The organism is Lutibacter sp. B1, from assembly GCF_012524075.1.
In the GTDB taxonomy this organism is placed as follows: Bacteria; Bacteroidota; Bacteroidia; order Flavobacteriales; family Flavobacteriaceae; genus Lutibacter.
The window spans coordinates 178,252-195,772 of the sequence record NZ_JAAZUI010000003.1 but is presented as its reverse complement, the minus strand read 5'-3'; the positions used below and the strand labels follow the sequence as shown (position 1 = coordinate 195,772).

At 28.6% G+C, this 17,521-nt stretch carries 16 protein-coding genes; 9 read left to right on the top strand and 7 right to left on the bottom strand.

Annotated elements, in window-relative coordinates; genetic code table 11:
• Positions 1 to 18 precede the first annotated feature (18 nt).
• From HGB55_RS03160 to HGB55_RS03140, 5 genes are all read right to left on the bottom strand, one after another.
• On the bottom strand, positions 19 to 2,781 hold the full coding sequence (locus HGB55_RS03160; protein ID WP_168814576.1) for a glycosyl hydrolase: 2,763 nt from the start codon (positions 2,779 to 2,781) through the stop codon (positions 19 to 21).
• A 120-nt stretch (positions 2,782 to 2,901) separates the two neighbouring features.
• Positions 2,902 to 3,735: a universal stress protein gene (locus HGB55_RS03155; protein WP_168814574.1), complete on the bottom strand. Its 834-nt coding sequence runs from the start codon at positions 3,733 to 3,735 to the stop codon at positions 2,902 to 2,904.
• 109 nt (positions 3,736 to 3,844) lie between these two features.
• Entirely contained in the window at positions 3,845 to 4,909 is a 1,065-nt protein-coding gene (locus tag HGB55_RS03150) for a response regulator (RefSeq protein WP_168814572.1), read from the bottom strand.
• The gene (locus tag HGB55_RS03145; RefSeq protein WP_168814570.1) at positions 4,906 to 6,138 is read right to left on the bottom strand and encodes a PAS domain-containing sensor histidine kinase; all 1,233 of its coding nucleotides are present in this window, start codon (positions 6,136 to 6,138) and stop codon (positions 4,906 to 4,908) included. The genes HGB55_RS03150 and HGB55_RS03145 overlap by 4 nt, the downstream gene beginning before the upstream one ends.
• A 115-nt stretch (positions 6,139 to 6,253) precedes the next feature.
• Complete coding sequence (locus HGB55_RS03140; protein WP_168814568.1) at positions 6,254 to 7,108, bottom strand: ChaN family lipoprotein; 855 nt, start codon at positions 7,106 to 7,108, stop codon at positions 6,254 to 6,256.
• Between the two features lie 81 nt (positions 7,109 to 7,189).
• Between HGB55_RS03140 and HGB55_RS03135 the strand changes: the two genes are divergently transcribed.
• Both HGB55_RS03135 and HGB55_RS03130 read left to right on the top strand, forming a co-directional pair.
• A complete protein-coding gene (locus HGB55_RS03135) occupies positions 7,190 to 8,482 on the top strand; it encodes an aminopeptidase P family protein (RefSeq protein ID WP_168814567.1) in 1,293 nt (430 codons plus the stop codon).
• A gap of 351 nt (positions 8,483 to 8,833) precedes the next feature.
• A complete protein-coding gene (locus HGB55_RS03130; protein ID WP_168814566.1) occupies positions 8,834 to 10,576 on the top strand; it encodes a helix-turn-helix domain-containing protein in 1,743 nt (580 codons plus the stop codon).
• Positions 10,577 to 10,628: 52 nt separating this feature from the next.
• Here the strand turns inward: HGB55_RS03130 and HGB55_RS03125 are convergent, their stop codons facing one another.
• Complete coding sequence (locus HGB55_RS03125; protein WP_168814565.1) at positions 10,629 to 11,951, bottom strand: aspartate kinase; 1,323 nt, start codon at positions 11,949 to 11,951, stop codon at positions 10,629 to 10,631.
• Positions 11,952 to 12,054: 103 nt separating this feature from the next.
• Between HGB55_RS03125 and HGB55_RS03120 the strand changes: the two genes are divergently transcribed.
• Positions 12,055 to 12,711, top strand: coding sequence for a hypothetical protein (locus HGB55_RS03120; protein ID WP_168814564.1), 657 nt, complete (start codon positions 12,055 to 12,057; stop codon positions 12,709 to 12,711).
• Positions 12,712 to 12,745: 34 nt separating this feature from the next.
• Complete coding sequence (locus HGB55_RS03115; RefSeq protein ID WP_168814563.1) at positions 12,746 to 13,528, top strand: alpha/beta fold hydrolase; 783 nt, start codon at positions 12,746 to 12,748, stop codon at positions 13,526 to 13,528.
• A gap of 103 nt (positions 13,529 to 13,631) precedes the next feature.
• On the opposite strand, the gene thiL is transcribed toward HGB55_RS03115, so the two are convergent.
• A complete protein-coding gene (gene thiL / locus HGB55_RS03110; protein WP_168814562.1) occupies positions 13,632 to 14,681 on the bottom strand; it encodes a thiamine-phosphate kinase in 1,050 nt (349 codons plus the stop codon).
• Between the two features lie 211 nt (positions 14,682 to 14,892).
• Here thiL and HGB55_RS03105 point away from each other — a divergent pair, with 211 nt between their 5' ends.
• Genes HGB55_RS03105 through HGB55_RS03090 form a run of 5 tightly spaced genes read left to right on the top strand, consistent with a single transcriptional unit; the run spans position 14,893 to position 17,516 of the window.
• A complete protein-coding gene (locus tag HGB55_RS03105) occupies positions 14,893 to 15,222 on the top strand; it encodes an iron-sulfur cluster assembly accessory protein (RefSeq protein ID WP_168814561.1) in 330 nt (109 codons plus the stop codon).
• Between the two features lie 36 nt (positions 15,223 to 15,258).
• Positions 15,259 to 15,522 (top strand): four helix bundle protein, encoded by a 264-nt coding sequence (locus HGB55_RS03100; RefSeq protein WP_256368414.1) that lies wholly within the window; start codon positions 15,259 to 15,261, stop codon positions 15,520 to 15,522.
• A complete protein-coding gene (locus tag HGB55_RS15645; RefSeq protein WP_371807797.1) occupies positions 15,513 to 15,635 on the top strand; it encodes a hypothetical protein in 123 nt (40 codons plus the stop codon). Before HGB55_RS03100 ends, HGB55_RS15645 begins: the two co-directional genes overlap by 10 nt.
• Positions 15,636 to 15,663: 28 nt before the next feature.
• On the top strand, positions 15,664 to 17,112 hold the full coding sequence (gene sufB / locus HGB55_RS03095) for a Fe-S cluster assembly protein SufB (RefSeq protein ID WP_168814560.1): 1,449 nt from the start codon (positions 15,664 to 15,666) through the stop codon (positions 17,110 to 17,112).
• A 47-nt stretch (positions 17,113 to 17,159) separates the two neighbouring features.
• Complete coding sequence (locus tag HGB55_RS03090; RefSeq protein WP_168814558.1) at positions 17,160 to 17,516, top strand: four helix bundle protein; 357 nt, start codon at positions 17,160 to 17,162, stop codon at positions 17,514 to 17,516.
• Positions 17,517 to 17,521: the final 5 nt, after the last annotated feature.

The window sequence follows — 17,521 nt, the reverse complement described above, 5'->3', positions numbered from 1 at the left end:
GAAAAAATTATATGAATTTTAATCTATTTTAAATTTTTGTTGATATGAGGTTTTTCCTTTTGAAACAATTACTGAGTAATTTCCTTTAGATAAATAGTACACATCGTTTTTTGCTTTTTTAAACGATTTTTCTTTCGCTTTTTTCTCAGAAACTGATACATCGTAGGTAAAATAATTGAATCCTTCAATTGCTTCTACCTCAAAACTGTTTAGTTTAGTGTTGTCTTCTGCTAAAATATCAATTTGATATGTGCCCGATTGTGAAACATAATATGGTATTGTAATTTCCGGTTTTATAGGTTTATCCCATTTGCTCCAAGAACTTCCCCAATTTTTCGAAAAACGTAGTGGAGGCATTTCAAAAACAACAATTTCTTTATCTTTTATCGAATTATATTGCTGAATTTGAGCAATACTTGCCTTATAAATTGAACGTCCATGCGTACCAACTACTAAATCTTTAGCTTCATTTTGAATCACTAAATCATGTACCGCAACTGTTGGAATACAGTTTGAAAAACGCAACCACTCTTCACCTTTATTAAAACTTATATAAACACCTTCATCGGTACCAACATATAAAATATTTTCATCGATAGAATCTTCTTTAATTACATTTATTGGAGAATTTGGTAAATTGCTATTAATATTTTTCCATGTTTGCCCTTTATTTTCACTTACAAAAACATACGGTTTAAAATCATCGTTTCTATAACCGTTCAAAGTAACATACACTCTTTCTTTTTCGTATTGCGAAGCAATTACTCTAGACACCCACAAACCTTGAGGTAAATTATCAGAAATTCTTATCCAGGTTCCTCCACTATTTGCAGTTACATTTACAAAGCCATCATCACTTCCTGTATATATAAAACCAAATTGAAATGGGCTTTCTGAAATTGAAGTTAAGGTTCCGTAAGGTACATTTCCTTTTTTTCCTCCTGTAGTTAAATCATCTGAGATCACTTCAAAATTAACCCCTTTATCCATGGAGCGTAATAATTTATTAGCTCCCATATATAAAATATCCTGATTGTGTGGCGATAGTAAAATTGGTGTTTGCCAATTATATCGATAAGGACTCTCTCCTAGTTCATGCTTTGGATGAATAGTTATAAATTCTTTTGTTTTTAAATTTACACGATAATAATAACCAAATTGCGAGCCACTATATACAATATTATTATCTCTAAAATCAATTTGTACTTGCATTCCATCACCTCCTCCTATGCTTTTATAAGGATAATCTCCTGTACTTTCCCAATTTTTTGAAGCTTTATAATTACTTGGACCATACCAAACACCATTATCTTGTAAACCACCATAAACATTATACGGACTTTGGTTATCTACATTTACGGAATAAAATTGACCAACAGCAGGCTGATTATTTTTAATCCAGTTTTCACCATCATCATAAGTAATATTAACTCCTCCATCATTACCATCAATTACATGTCCTTCTAAATTTGAATTTACCCATAACGCCTGATGATCGGCATGCACATTTTCTTTATCAATAGAATTAAAGGTTTTACCTCCATCGTCAGATTTTAATAAAGGAACGCCTCCTATATAAATTTTATTCTGATTAGACTTATTTACAGCTATAATTCCAAAATAATAACCATAAGAGCTATACACATCATCTAAATAACCTGCATGTGTTTTTTCCCATGATTTTCCACCATCAACAGATTTGTATACTTCTGCACCAATTACAGGTGTATCGAATAATAAAGAGTTTGCATCTTCTAAATACGCAGCTAAATCGCTTGGCTTAACACTTCCTTTTTTTATTTGTTTTTTAACAGTTTTTGCTGTGTATTTAGTATCAAACTTATTAGTTTTTAAGTACTCATTTAATTGATCGTCTTCTAACTTTAAAAATTGATCAACAGTCATTTTTTTAAAATCATCTTTTTGTAAACCTTCTTCTTTTTTCTTTTTTTCTTCAGGTCTTCTATATTGATTATCTAATAAGGCATAAACAACATCATTATTAAAAACAGCCAAACCTATTCTTCCTACGCCGCTTCCTGTAGGAAATCCACTTTCTTCGTGTGTTACCTTAGTCCAAGTAGAACCAAAATCGATACTTTTATAAATAGCAGAATGCTCTCCATCTCCATCAAAATTCCAAGCTTTTCTGTTTCTTTCCCATGAAGCTGCATACAAAACATTTGGATTTGCTGGAGAAGCGCTAATATCTATTACACCTGTATTTTCATCAATAAAAAATACGTTTTCCCAAGTTTTTCCACCATCGGTAGTTTTAAAAATACCTCTTTCTTTATTAGGTGTATATAAATGCCCTATTACACCTACAACAACTTCATTTGGATTATTTTTGTTGATAATGATTCTACCAATATGTTGCGAATCCGTTAAACCAACATTGGTCCAACTTTTTCCTTTATCAGTACTTTTTAAAATACCGATACCTGCATAAGAAGAACGTGACGAATTACTTTCACCCGTACCAACCCAAATAGTTTCACTATTCCAATCAACTGCAATATCACCAATATTTTGAGTTGGAGCATTGTCTGTTATCGACTCAAAAGAAGTACCATTATTATTTGTATACCAAACACCACCAGAAGCATAAGCAACATAAAATTCATTTGGTTTGTTTTCATTTACATCAATATCAACAACACGACCGCTCATAATTGCCGGACCAATATTTTTAAATTTAATATTGTTAACTAATGTACTTTGAGCGTTTATTCCAATTGAAAGAAATAAAAAACTAATAATTAAGGTTAGTTTTTTCATTGTTTTGTGTTTATTTTTTAATTAAAAGGTAATTATTGTAAAAATACAATCACTCAAATTTAACAATATAATAAACAGTTTTAAAAGGAACTTTAAAAATTTGTTTGAATTCCTTTAATATCAATTGGATTGATGTAATGCCAGAAAAGGTAATTTAGTATAATATTTCAGGTTATCTTGTTGTGGTCTAAACAATATTTGCTCTAAAATATTAAGGTTTTTTGCGGCTACTACTATTAATGACACCTCTATTTTAGAAGTAAGATTTTCTATAGACACTTCCAACTTTTCATTTATTTCAGAATGAAAACTATGCGGTTGATCCTTAAAATAATCGTGCAATGTTTCTTTATTCCAAATTTGTTCTTTATTAAGTTCTTCATCCTTTTTAGCTAAATATAAAAAGCGTAACGAAGATTTATAATAGCCTAATAAATTCATTAAATCTTCCAATAATTTTGCTTCATAAAAATTCGTATAGTCTGTAGGAAAAACAATTTCTTTCAGCCCTTTAAAACTTGCTTTTTTTGGAATTGCTAAAACTGAACATTTTACTTTAGTTATTATATCTTCAGAAATTGTATCAATTGTTATTTTTCCTTTTGAATTTATAGTATCAGTACTTACAACTATTAAATCAATTTCTTTTTCTTTGGCAATTACTTTTGAAGTTTCTATTATATCGTTTTCAGCACTTATTGGAATAAAAACATGATTCCCTTTTAGTGGTGAAACATCAATTTTATTGACTAATTTTTGAATTTTTGAATTTACGGTATTTTTTACTTTTACTTGTTCTAGATTATCATCAGTATACTCAAAATCATTTTCAATACTGTTATCAGCATACAACAAATAAAAAATACAGGTGTTATTTTGAAATATATTGAGCGTATACTCAATAGAATTCCAAGATTTTTGAGAAAAATCCGTTAAAATCAATATATTTTTCATCAGATTTATTATTCATACAAACTTATATAAAGGTGTATTAACAATAAATGACATAAATCAGTAAAAATTTGATGGAAAAGTTATCTTTTTTTAATATAAAGTGAAAAAATTAATGAATGGATTCTAATCTATTCAAATCAAGAATTTTAATATTTCTGCCTTCAATTTCAATAAGACCTTCTTTTTTTAAATCGGTTAAAGTTCTAATTAAACTTTCTGTAGCAATACCCGCAACACCCGCAAGATCACGACGAGAAATATTAATACTATCAGAAGATTTATGTCTCATTTTTTTAGCAAATTTAATAATGGTTTTGGCTGTTTTTCTACGCATTGAACCGTAAGCCATTTGTAATAATTGCTCTTTAACTTCAGTTAAATTTTCATTAATCAACTGAAAAATTTCTAATGAAAGTTTATAATTGTTTTGTAGTATTTCTTGTACTGTTTTTTTATCAACTACCATAATCTCAACTTTTTCCATAGCCATGGTAGATTCGTAATTCAACGAGTTATCAAAAATTGCAGAAAAACCAAAAAAATCATCATCTTTATGAATAGTAATAATTAGTTCTTTTCCAAACTCATCTATTTTAAACCCTTTTACTTTACCTTTATAAACAAGATAAACATAATTAGAATGATTCCCTTCTTCATAAATAAATTCTCCTTTTTTACATTTCATTACCTTTCCAAAATCGCAAAAATAATTTTTTAGATCTTCAATAGTATCAATAGTAATATCGTCAGGTAAATTCTCGCTTTGTTTTTCAGTTTTAGTAACTACCTCAGCTTCTTTTAACAATTCAGCTTTTGCCAATCTGCTTTCTATAGCACTTAATAAAAGTTCATCATCTATTGGTTTTGTCAGGTAATCATCTGCTCCTAGATCCATTCCTACACGAATATCTTTCATTTCTGTTTTAGCCGATAAAAATATAAATGGAATACGTTTGGTTTTTTCTTCATTATAAAGAAGTTTTAACACATCGTAACCATCTAATTCAGGCATCATAATATCACACACAATAATATCAGGTATTATTTTTTTTGCCAATAAAACACCTTGCTTACCATTGGCAGCAGTTACAACTTTATATTTTTCCAACTCTAAAATTTCGGCTGTAGTTTCTCTTAAAACTATGTCGTCCTCTATAAGTAATATCGTTTTCATTCTTCTTTAATTAATGGTAAATTAACAATAAAAGTAGTTCCTTGGTTATTAATACTCACAAATTTTATTGATCCGCCCAGATTTTCCAAATGACTTTTAACTATATTTAAACCTATCCCGGTTCCTTGATTGGTTAAGGCGTTTTCGGCTCTAAAATACCTGTTGAAAATATACTTTTGATCTTTTAAAGGAATTCCAATTCCTTGATCTTTTATTTCGAAAACAATAGAATCTGAACTTGGAATAATTTTAAAATCTATTTCAGTATCTTCTGGAGAATATTTTATTGCATTATGTAAAAGATTTGAAAATATTAATTCTAATATTTTTTCATCATGGTAAATATCTAAATTATCAATGTTTTTCGGATATATTATACGTTGCCCTTTTTTTAGCATCATGTTAGCATTGTAAATAACTTCATTCACAACTTTACTTAATTTAAAATTTGTGAATTTATAGGTTACTTTACCTGATTCTAGCCTTTCAACAGACAAAAAATCGTTTAGAATTCCATTTAAATAATGAACTTTATTTTTAATGGTAAGAATATGCTTTTCTCTTTTATCTTGCATATCGGTTTGGGTGTATTTCCCAATTAATACAGCTGCATTTAAAACACCACTTAACGGTGTTTTAAACTCGTGAGATACAAGCGATAAAAATTTGGTTTTAAGCTCGTTAAGTTCTTTTTCCTTTTTAAGAGCTTTTCTCAACTTAGATTGAGCTTTAACTCGCTTGTCAATTTCTTCTTTTAAATTAGCAACAGTTTTATTAAGCTCAGATGTTCTTTCAGCTATTTTTTCTTCTAAGAGTGTGTTTAATTCGAGTATTTTAGCTTCTGATTCTTTTCGTACAGTAATATCAATAATAATAGACATTACAAGAGCTTTATTACCTATTTGAAAAGGATTTAAACCAACCTCTACCGGAAATTTTTTTCCGTCTTTACGAGCTCCATAAAGTTCTCTTCCTTGTCCCATTTGCCTTGTGGAAGATTTTTTGTAGAATTTATCAAAATGCCCTCCATGTACTGAGTGGTAAGTTGAAGGTATTAGTATATTTAAATGCTGATTACGCAAATCTTCTTTAGTGTAACCAAACATATTTTCAGCAGCTTTATTGGTAGCAACAATTGTTTGATTTTCATCAACAACCACTACACCTTCAGAAACTGCTTCAAATAAAACATTGAAAACGAATTCGTTTTCATGAAATAAATTAGGCAATGGTATATTTTTTAGTTAATAGTGATTCGAAAATACTAAAAATTTACGAACTTATAATGATGTTTTGATTTAAAAAATCAATTTCAAAAAAGTTCCTTATTAATTACTTTTTAAACTAATACGTTTTGGTCATTGTAGTTGGAACCACAATAATAAAATCGGCTTTATGTTTATTATTTTTAGTTATTTTTTTAACATTTTCTTGTTCAACAACACTCACGGTAATAATGTTTAATTCAGGTTTTTGTTGTTTTAAATACCAATAAATTCCTTCAAAATCATCAGAATGGTAAGCGCCATTATAGTGTATAAACAACTCTTCTTCTTTTTTGTTTTTTAAAATGAAATGTGCCATAGTAGCGTCTTTTATTGCTTGTGCTTTTGGCAAGTTATCGCCTCCGTGGCCTCCCATCATTTCTTTCATTTTTATATAACCCGGCAATGTTGCATCGTATTTAATTGGTAAAGGAGCTATCCACGATTTTTCTTCTGCAGAAAGTTCATCCAAAGCTTCAAAACCACCTCTATATACCAGACTGGCAAATTTTCGAGGTATATTAGTTGCTATAAATTTAAGGTTGTTTTGTTTGGCAAAATCTACCAAAGGTTTATAATCTGTTGTATAGTTGCTCCAAAGCCTTGCAACTGTATCAAATGTTTTTTGATCAATAGTTCCTGTTAAATAATCTTCTAATTCTTTTTGATTATCTGCTTCTAACATTTCTGCCCCCAACATTATTTTTCGCTTTTTGTATAAATCTTCTGTAGTTTCAAATTGTAACCAATGTATAATTGGATTATTATGAAGTTCGCCAAACAAAACCATATCGGCCTTACTCATTTTTGAAATCATCCTTTTATAAGAAACTTTTTTACCGTTTTTTGAATATAATTTATATGCCGGTTTATTTTGTGCTGTATTTACTATTGAAAATAAAAAAATTGCAACGAGTAGTGTTTTTTTTAACATAAATTAAAGACGGTTTTAAAGTTTGTTGTTCAACAAATTTATAACTTTGTTTTAATAATCAATATTATAAAACGTACTATAATGAAATACCATCCTATAAGCAATCAGCTTTTTATTAAAAACAGAGCAAAATTTACTTCCTTTATGAAACCAAAATCAATTGCTATTTTTAATTCTAACGACATATTTATTACCGGAGCCGACAGTGCTCTTCCTTTTGAACAACAACGAGATCTTTTTTATTTAAGTGGTGTTGACCAAGAAGAAAGTATTTTGGTTCTTTTTCCTGATTCTATTAATAAAGAAAATAAAGAAATTTTATTTTTAAAAGAAACGAATGAGCATATTGCAATATGGGAAGGAGAAAAATTAACTAAAGAACAAGCTACAAAAACATCCGGCGTAAAAACAATTTATTGGTTACAAGATTTTAATAAAGTATTTTATGATTTAATGACTGAAGCCGAAACGGTATATTTTAACACTAATGAGCATTACCGCCAGTCTGTTGAAATGGAAACCAGAGAAGATCGTTTTATCAAATCGTGTAAAGCAAAATTTCCGGCTCACAAATGGGAAAAAAGCAATCAAATTTTACAAAAACTTCGTGGTGTAAAAGAGCCTGAAGAAATTGACCTGATGCAAACTGCTTGTAACATTACCGAAAAAGGTTTTAGAAGAATTCTGCAATTTGTAAAACCAGGAGTTATGGAATACGAAATTGAAGCGGAATTTATGCACGAGTTTTTATGGAACAGATCAAAAGGTTTTGCATACACTCCAATTATTGGTTCCGGATTTAACGCTTGTGTTTTACACTATATTCAAAACAATAAAGAATGTAAAGATGGTGATATGTTACTGCTTGATGTTGGTGCAGAATATGCTAACTATTCAAGTGATATGACTCGTACAATACCTGTAAATGGTCGTTTTACTGACAGACAAAAGGCTGTTTATAATGCTATTTTAAGAGTTAAAAATGAAGCTACCAAGATGTTGACTCCCGGAACTTATTGGGCTGAATACCATAAAGAAGTTGGTAAAATAATGACTTCTGAATTATTAGGCTTAGGTTTAATTGATAAAACTGATGTTAAAAACGAAGACCCAAACTGGCCGGCATACAAAAAATACTTTATGCACGGAACTTCACACCATTTAGGCTTAGATACGCATGATTACGGAGCGCTAAAAACGCCTATGCAAGCCGGTATGGTTTTTACAGTTGAGCCCGGTATTTATATTCCAGAAGAAAGTTTAGGTATTCGAATTGAAGATGATGTTGTAATTCAACAAAAAGGAGAACCTTTTAACTTAATGAAAAATATTCCTATTGAAGTTGAGGAAATTGAAGATTTAATGAATTCTTAATTTTTTAAACTATTTAAAATAAAAAAACTCGAGACTAGTCTCGAGTTTTTTTATTTGCAATTTTCCTCAAAATTATACTCAAACTTTAGGGTTGATTATTATTCTAAAAATCTGAGGTCTAATATTTAACACAAATGTACATCACTAAAAACTAACATAAAAAGTAAATAACTCTATATTCATGAATTTAGACCGTTTATTAACAATTTTATACCATTTATTATTGATTTAAGAAAATTAAATAAGATTACTCTTTTGTTAAAAAGTATAATATTTAGTTTAATTAACAAGCTTCTTTAAAATCATTTTTTTTTACTTTTGTTATATGTAATGTATTGCAGTTAAAAATTTATGAAAAAAAATAATGTTCATTATTCATCATTACTTATACATTTAAAAAAAATCATTTTTATACTGATAATAACTTATTTAACTTATGGTTATTCTCAAAAAACACAAAAATTTTATATACCAGATTCATTACAAAAAAAAAGCTATAGTGATCTATTCGAAAAACTTAATATATACTCTTCAGATTCTCTAAAATCAAAAGTCTTTGCAAGTACCTATTTGAACAAAGCAAAAAATGAAAATGATACCATAAAAATTGCAAGTGGATATTCAAAATTAGCATCTATTAATAGTTCTTTAAACATAGGAGAATCCATAAAATACTGTGATAGTTTAATTCAATTTACTGAAAAAATTTATAGTCCTATTTACCCTGGATTTGGATATTTGTTAAAAGGACAATGTTATTTCATAAAAGGAAATTACAGTATTGCTTTAAATAATTATTTAACTGCACATAAATACGCTTCTGAAAGAAATAACTTATTCCAACTCTTTTACGTTAAAAATGCCATTGGAGAATTAAAATATTTTTTGGGAAACTATAACGAGGCTAAAAATATTTTTAAATCCCAACTTAAAACACTTAAAACAAACGAATTAAAAAAATTAAAAAGCTATGATGAACTTGTTCTAAAAGTATATTTTCACTTATCTAACATCTATATTTTACAAAAAAAACCGGATTCTTCATTAATTTATATAAATTTAGGCATACATAATTCAATAAATAAAAATGATAAGTTTAATTACTTCATTTTTGTATCTCAAGCCGGTATAGCTACCTATTACAAAAAAAATTATAAAGCATCAATAGATAGTTTAGATAAAGCTCTCCCTTATGATAAATTATCAACAAATGCACTATTAAACCAACATTATTATAGAGGGTTGATTTTTAAAGATTTAAATTCAGACGAAAAAGCATTTTATCACTTTAAAAAAGCTGACTCTATTTATGAAGCCTCGCAGGATGTTGTACCGGAAGTTAGAGATATTCAAGAATATTTTGTGAACTACTATAAGCAAGCTAATGATATCGAAAATCAGCTAAAATATATTGATCGCCTTCTATATATTGACAGCATTATTAAAAGAAATAGTATTCATTTAAATGAAGCTATTGTTAAAAAATATGATACACCTCAACTTCTTTCAGAAAAAGAAAAAATTATAAAATCTTTAAATTCAAAAAATAAAAAATCATCACTCATAATCTATTTATTATCATTAATAATACTTGTTGCCCTAAGCGTTGTTATTTGGCTTGTAAAAAAACATCGTTTATATAAGCAACGCTTTAATAAACTTATTTCCGGTAATCTTAAAGACGTAAATCATTCTGAAAAAGCATCAGAAAAATTAATGGGTATTCCCGAGGAAACTTTACAATTAATTATAGATGGACTGAATAATTTTGAAGCCAACAATCTTTTTTTAGACAATAGCATTACATTAAACAGTTTATCAAAATCTCTCAACACAAATTCAAATTATTTATCAAAAATTATTAATTTTTATAAAGGAAAAAATTTTAGTACTTACATTTCCGATTTACGAATTGATTACTGCATTGAAACTTTAAAAGAAAGTGAAATCTGTAGAAAATATTCTATAAAAGCAATTGCTAATGAAGTTGGTTTTAACAATGCTGAGTCATTTTCTAAAGCATTTTATAAAAAAACAGGTATTTATCCTTCTTATTTTATCAAAAAAATTGAAAAACAAGAATCAACTAAATAAAAAACTCGGAATTAAATCCCGAGTTTCATTTAACCAAATTAATCTAAGCAATTTATGAAATTACTAAATCAAAAACGTATTTATTTAAACGTTTCAACGCTGTAATTTTATCGTTTGTATTTACTAAAAGTGAAATATTATTATTACTTCCTCCATAAGAAATCATTCTAACAGAAATATCTTGTAATACTTTAAATAATTTATGCGTTTCATGATGTTTTACTATAGAATGACCAACCAAACAAATTATCGTTTGCTGATTATCAACCTCTACAGTTGAAAATTTCTCAAGTTCTTCTACTATTGAACTCAAATTACTATCATCATCAATAGTTAATGAAACTGCAATTTCTGAAGTTGTAATCATATCAATTGAAGTTTCGTATTTTTCGAAAATTTCAAATACTTTTTTCAAAAAACCATGAGCCAACAACATTCTGGCCGATTTAATTTTTATCGCTGTTATATTATCTTTTGCAGCAATCGCTTTAATACCATCACCTTTTGTTTCTTGTGAAATTAAAGTTCCGTAAGACTCCGGATCCATCGTGTTTTTTAAACGTACAGGAATATTAGCTTCGCGAGCCGGCATAACTGTTTGCGGATGTAATATTTTAGCTCCAAAATAAGCTAACTCTGCTGCTTCATCAAAAGATAAATTTGAAATTGCATGTGTATTTTCTACAAATCGTGGATCGTTGTTGTGCATTCCATCAATATCAGTCCAAATTTGTACCTCATCAGCTTCAACTACCGCTCCAATAATTGTTGCGGTATAATCACTGCCACCACGTTGTAAATTAGCTACATTACCATACGCATCTAAACATATAAAACCTTGAGTAATATAAATATCTGCAGGTAAGGCATCATTAATTATTCTTTGTAAATTTTGTTTGATATAAAAATCGTCCGGCTCATGCAGTTTATCAATTCTCATAAAATCTAAAGCAGGTAATAACCTTGCGTTTACTCCTTCCTGATTTAAATATTTTGTAAAAATGAATGTAGACAACAATTCTCCCTGTGCAACAATTTTATTGTATAAAAATTCTGAATGTTTTTCTGAAGAACAAGCCTTTAAAAAATCGAAAACCTTATCAATATAATTACCAACTTCTTGTTTTAATTCTGAAACTTCAATTAAATCATCTAAAACAATAGTGTATTTATGGTACAAATTATCTATACTAACCAAAGCTTGATTAGAGTTGTTATTTTTTATGAAGTCGGAAATTTCAACTAAAGCATTTGTAGTACCAGACATTGCTGAAAGAACCACAATTTTTTTATCTCCATCCGTAATAATTTCTCTTACACGTTTAATATTTTCAATTGAACCTACCGAGGTTCCTCCAAATTTTAAAACTTTCATTTATTTTTTATTTTGAATATGCGAAATTAAAAGGATTTTCAACTTATTGTTATTATTTAAAAATTATAAACTATTTTTGCACAAACTGTTAACTATTTAACAAATGAAAACAATTGCCACTTGTGTTGAAGAAATTTTAGTTTCACAACCGTTTTTAGAAGATGCCTTAACTCGAAACATTTTAAATTACAGCGCTTTAGCTGAAGAATTAAAAGATCCTATTTCAAAAATGTTACGCAAACCTGTAAAATCGGGCGCTATAATGATGGCTTTACGACGTTACAGTCCGCCAAAAGAAATGGCGAATAAAATTAAATTAAATAAAGTTTTACAAAATTTAGGAGATATTACCGTTCGTTCCGATCTTTCAGATTATACTTTTAAAAACTCAAGCAGCTTAATTCACAGTCATTTAAAAATGTTGGAGGTTATAAAAGAAGATCCTCATATTTTTTACACTTTTACCCGTGGTGTACACGAAAGTAATGTTTTAATTACCACTGCATTAAAAAAGCATATTGAAGAAAGTTATAAAAACGAAGATTGTACTACCGTTCAAGATAATTTATCGGCTATAACTATAGGTTTACCTAAAGAAAACACAAAAATTGCCGGATTGTATTATCAGTTTTTTAAACGCCTTGCTTGGGAAGGTATTTCATTATACGAAGTGGTTTCTACAACTAACGAATTCACCATTTTAGTTGAAGATGAGGTTGTTGACAAAGCTTTTTCAGCAATAAAAAGTTTAAAGAATTAAAATATTTAAGCTTAAAAACAGTTATTTTTATAATATGGATATACTATGTAAAAATACCAATGTTCACTTCTCAACAACAGGAAAAGGAAAAGCTGTTGTTTTGTTACACGGGTTTTTAGAAAACAGGGCTATGTGGAATACTATTACTGAAGTATACTCTCAAAAATACAGAGTTGTTTGTATAGATTTATTAGGGCATGGCGAAACTGAAAGTCATGGTTATGTACATACTATGGAAGATCAGGCTTTAATGATCAAAAAGGTTTTAGACCATTTAAAATTAAGAAAATACATTCTGATTGGACATAGTATGGGTGGTTATATTGCTTTGGAGTTTGCAAAATTATTTCCTAAAAATATTAAAGGTTTATGTTTAATGAATTCAACTGCTTTACCCGATTCTAAAGAAAAAATAATGAATAGAAACAGAGGTATTAAAGCTGTAAAACAAAATCATAAAACATTTGTTAGACTGTCTATTCCAATGCTTTTTGCTGAAAAAAATAGAGAGCTTTACAAAAAAGAAATAGAGGAAATAACCAATGAAGCTTTAAAAATAAGTCCACAAGGTATTATAGCAGCTCTTGAAGGAATGAAAATTAGAAAAAACAATACTTCAATTCTAAAAAATGCTTCTTATCCGATACAAATGATTATTGGAAAAGAAGACCCTGCGTTAGATTATAATTCTTTAATTGAACAGACTAAAAACACTAAAGTTCAAAAAGTTGAATTTCCTGATGGGCATATGAGCCATATAGAAAACAAAAATGAATTAGTAAGTGTTTTGAACTCTTTTATAAAAAATTGCAAATAAAAAGGTTAATGTCATTCTTGTAAAAAAGAACCTCAATAAAAACATTTAGAAATCTAAACCAAAAGACACCCCTACTCAGGTGTAACATTGATAATTTATAAAATTACTTTTTTAGTAAAGCATTCCACCCTTGAGCCGTTAATTGTATTTTCTGATTTGCTCTGGTAATTAAATTTGCACCTTCACTTTCATCAATAATATGACCAATAACCGTTAAATGTGGATTCCCTTTTATTTTAGGAAAATCTTCTTGCGAAATGGTAAATAACAATTCGTAATCTTCACCTCCACTTAAAGCAATTGTAGTACTGTTTAATTCAAATTCTTCACAAGTTGAAATTACTTGAGGGTCTAAAGGAATTTTTTCTTCATACAAATTACATCCAACTTTAGATTGCGAACAAATATGTAATATTTCGGAAGATAATCCATCAGAAATATCAATCATTGAAGTTGGTTTTACATCTAATTCTTTCAATAATTTTACAATATCTTTTCTAGCTTCAGGTTTTAACTGTCTTTCAATTAAATAAGAATAATCTGTTAAATCGGGTTGCGAATTTGGATTTACCTGAAAAACTTGTTTTTCTCGTTCTAACACTTGTAAACCTAAATAAGCAGCTCCTAAATCGCCTGTTACAACCAACAAATCGTTTGGTTTTGCTCCATTTCTATAAACAATATCTTCTTTTTTAACTTCTCCAACAGCAGTAATACTTATTAAAAGTCCTTTTGTAGATGATGAAGTGTCTCCCCCAATTAAATCAACATTGTACATTTTACAGCCCAAATAAATTCCTTCATATAATTCTTCTATAGCTTCTACAGGAAAACGGTTTGAAACTGCTATTGAAACTGTTATTTGCGTAGCATTACCATTCATCGCATAAATATCAGATAAGTTTATCATTACAGCTTTATAACCTAAATGTTTTAAAGGCATATAACTTAAATCAAAATGCACACCTTCAATTAATAAATCTGTAGTAATTAAAACTTGACTATCTTTAAATTCAATTACAGCAGCATCATCTCCAACACCTTTTGTGGTTGACTTTTGCTTAATAGTAATATTTTTTGTTAAATGATTTATCAATCCGAATTCCCCTAATTCAGACAAACTTGTACGTGCTTGGTTTTTATCTTCTATCATTTTGCAAAGATATTGAAAAGTTAGTTTGTATTTGTTTATAATAACAAAACAAAAAGAGTAACATTGTTTTAAACATTTTAGAAGGAAAACTGTATTTTTGTTTTTATAAGATATATCTATTAGATTATTGTGTAATTCAATTGTTTAAATGTGATAAATATCATATTTAACAACTATATTTGCATTAATTTAGAATTAATCTATTTAAGTAATGATAAAAGTTTCAGACATAGCAAAAAAGAAAGTTCTTGAGCTTATGAATGATGACGGCTTTAACCCAAATACTGATTATGTTAGAGTTGGAGTTAAAAGTGGTGGTTGTTCTGGGCTTTCATACGAATTAAAATTTGACAAAGAACAACAAGAAGGTGATAAGGTTTTTGAAGATAATGATGTAAAAATTATTGTTGACAAAAAAAGCTTTTTATACCTTGTTGGAACAACATTGGAATATTCCGGTGGATTAAATGGAACAGGTTTTGTATTTAACAATCCGAATGCTAATAGAACTTGTGGTTGTGGCGAAAGTTTTTCTTTATAGTTAAAAAGTTAAAAGTTTGTAAAGTTTAAAAAGTTAATGGCAAAATTAGATTCATTAGAAAATATTATTGCTTGGCAAAAGTCAAGAAAACTAAATAAAACTATTTATTCCGTTACAAACACAAATACAACTTTTACTAAAGATTTCGGATTACGAGTTCAAATAAGAAGATCCTCTATTTCAATTTCATCAAATATTGCTGAGGGATTTGAAAGAGAAACAACAAAAGAATTTATTCGATTTTTGTTTATAGCTAAAGCTTCTGCCGGAAAATGTAATGTAGATCTCAAATTTATTTAGCTTACAATTTAGAATATATTAATTTTGAAGAATTTAATAATTTAAAAGATAAATTAAGTGAAGTTTCTAAGTTAATAAGTGGGTTTATTAAATATTTAAATTCAACTTTATAAACTTTCAACTTTAAAACTTTTAAAACTTATGAATAAATTTACTGAAGACGATTTAAAAAAAGAACTGGAAACCAAAGAATACGAGTACGGTTTTTATACAGATATTGAAGCTGATAAATTTCCTGTGGGTTTAAATGAAGATGTTGTAATTGCAATTTCTAAAAAGAAAAATGAACCTAAATGGATGACTGAATGGCGTTTGGAAGCTTTCAAAATTTGGAAAGAAATGGAAGAGCCTAATTGGGCGAATGTTCACTATAAAAAGCCTTCATTTCAAGATATAAGCTACTATTCAGCTCCTAAGAAAAAAGAAAAATTAGGAAGTTTAGATGAAGTTGATCCTGAGTTATTAAAAACTTTTGAAAAACTTGGGATTTCAATAGATGAACAAAAACGTTTATCTAATGTTGCTGTTGATGTGGTTATGGATTCAGTTTCGGTTGCTACAACTTTTAAAAAGACATTAAACGAAAAAGGAATTATATTTTGCCCAATTTCAGAAGCTATACAAGAGCATCCTGAATTGGTTAAAAAATATATGGGAAGCGTTGTTCCTAAAACAGATAATTTCTATGCAGCTTTAAATTCGGCCGTTTTTTCTGATGGTTCTTTCTGTTATATTCCAAAAGGTGTTACTTGCCCTATGGAATTATCAACCTATTTTAGAATCAACGAAAGTGGAACAGGACAATTTGAACGCACTTTAGTAATTGCTGACGAAGGAAGTTACGTAAGCTATTTAGAAGGATGTACTGCGCCTCAACGAGATGAAAACCAATTACACGCAGCAGTTGTTGAATTAATTGCATTGGATGATGCCGAAATAAAATATTCAACAGTTCAAAACTGGTTCCCGGGTGACAAAGAAGGAAAAGGTGGTGTTTTCAATTTTGTAACCAAACGTGGTTTATGCGAAACAAATGCTAAAATTTCTTGGACACAAGTTGAAACCGGTAGTGCAGTAACTTGGAAATACCCAAGTTGTGTATTAAAAGGCGATAACTCTGTTGGCGAATTTTACTCAATTGCAGTTACCAATAACTTTCAGCAAGCTGATACCGGTACAAAAATGATTCATTTAGGAAACAATACAAAAAGCACTATTATTTCTAAAGGAATTTCAGCAGGAAAATCACAAAACTCATACAGAGGTTTAGTTCAAGTAAGTCCTAGATCTAATAATGCCCGTAATTTTTCGCAATGTGACTCATTATTAATGGGTAATAAATGTGGAGCGCATACATTTCCTTATATTGAATCAAAAAATAAAACAGCTCAAATTGAGCACGAAGCCACAACAAGTAAAATTGGTGAAGACCAATTATTTTATTGCAATCAACGTGGTATAGGTACCGAAAAAGCTATCGCCTTAATTGTAAATGGGTTTAGTAAAGAGGTATTAAATAAGCTACCAATGGAGTTTGCTGTTGAAGCACAAAAATTATTAGAAATTAGTTTAGAAGGATCCGTAGGTTAATAAGTCAAAAGTGTAAAAGTTAAAAGTGTAAAAGCTATAAAAAGTTTATGATACGTTTTTTTGAAGATATTGAGTGTTGGAAAAAAGCAAGAAGCTTAAATAAATTGATTTATGTAAAAACTAATAACAATTTGTTTTCTAAAGATTTTGACTTTTGCAGACAAATTAGAAAAGCTACTGTTTCAATAAGTTCAAATATTGCAGAAGGTTTTGAACGAAGTTCTGACAAAGAGTTTATTTATTTTTTAAATGTTGCAAAAGCATCGGCTGGTGAGGTTCGCTCTCAACTTTATTTAGCTCATGATTTGGAATATTTAAATGAAAATGATTTTAATGAATTAAAAAATGACACACTTGAAATTTCAAAAATGATAAGTGGGTTTATAAAATATTTAAAAAAATAAGGCTT

What these genes read in the sequence shown, in the direction of transcription:
- HGB55_RS03140 (WP_168814568.1), bottom strand. Translation starts at nt 7,108, where the DNA reads ATGTTAAAAAAAACACTACTCGTTGCAATTTTTTTATTTTCAATAGTA.
- HGB55_RS03090 (WP_168814558.1), top strand. Translation starts at nt 17,160, where the DNA reads ATGATACGTTTTTTTGAAGATATTGAGTGTTGGAAAAAAGCAAGAAGC.
- HGB55_RS03130 (WP_168814566.1), top strand. Translation starts at nt 8,834, where the DNA reads ATGAAAAAAAATAATGTTCATTATTCATCATTACTTATACATTTAAAA.
- HGB55_RS03120 (WP_168814564.1), top strand. Translation starts at nt 12,055, where the DNA reads ATGAAAACAATTGCCACTTGTGTTGAAGAAATTTTAGTTTCACAACCG.
- HGB55_RS03125 (WP_168814565.1), bottom strand. Translation starts at nt 11,951, where the DNA reads ATGAAAGTTTTAAAATTTGGAGGAACCTCGGTAGGTTCAATTGAAAAT.
- HGB55_RS03155 (WP_168814574.1), bottom strand. Translation starts at nt 3,735, where the DNA reads ATGAAAAATATATTGATTTTAACGGATTTTTCTCAAAAATCTTGGAAT.
- HGB55_RS03100 (WP_256368414.1), top strand. Translation starts at nt 15,259, where the DNA reads ATGGCAAAATTAGATTCATTAGAAAATATTATTGCTTGGCAAAAGTCA.
- HGB55_RS03115 (WP_168814563.1), top strand. Translation starts at nt 12,746, where the DNA reads ATGGATATACTATGTAAAAATACCAATGTTCACTTCTCAACAACAGGA.
- thiL (WP_168814562.1), bottom strand. Translation starts at nt 14,681, where the DNA reads ATGATAGAAGATAAAAACCAAGCACGTACAAGTTTGTCTGAATTAGGG.
- HGB55_RS03150 (WP_168814572.1), bottom strand. Translation starts at nt 4,909, where the DNA reads ATGAAAACGATATTACTTATAGAGGACGACATAGTTTTAAGAGAAACT.
- sufB (WP_168814560.1), top strand. Translation starts at nt 15,664, where the DNA reads ATGAATAAATTTACTGAAGACGATTTAAAAAAAGAACTGGAAACCAAA.
- HGB55_RS03135 (WP_168814567.1), top strand. Translation starts at nt 7,190, where the DNA reads ATGAAATACCATCCTATAAGCAATCAGCTTTTTATTAAAAACAGAGCA.
- HGB55_RS03105 (WP_168814561.1), top strand. Translation starts at nt 14,893, where the DNA reads ATGATAAAAGTTTCAGACATAGCAAAAAAGAAAGTTCTTGAGCTTATG.
- HGB55_RS03160 (WP_168814576.1), bottom strand. Translation starts at nt 2,781, where the DNA reads ATGAAAAAACTAACCTTAATTATTAGTTTTTTATTTCTTTCAATTGGA.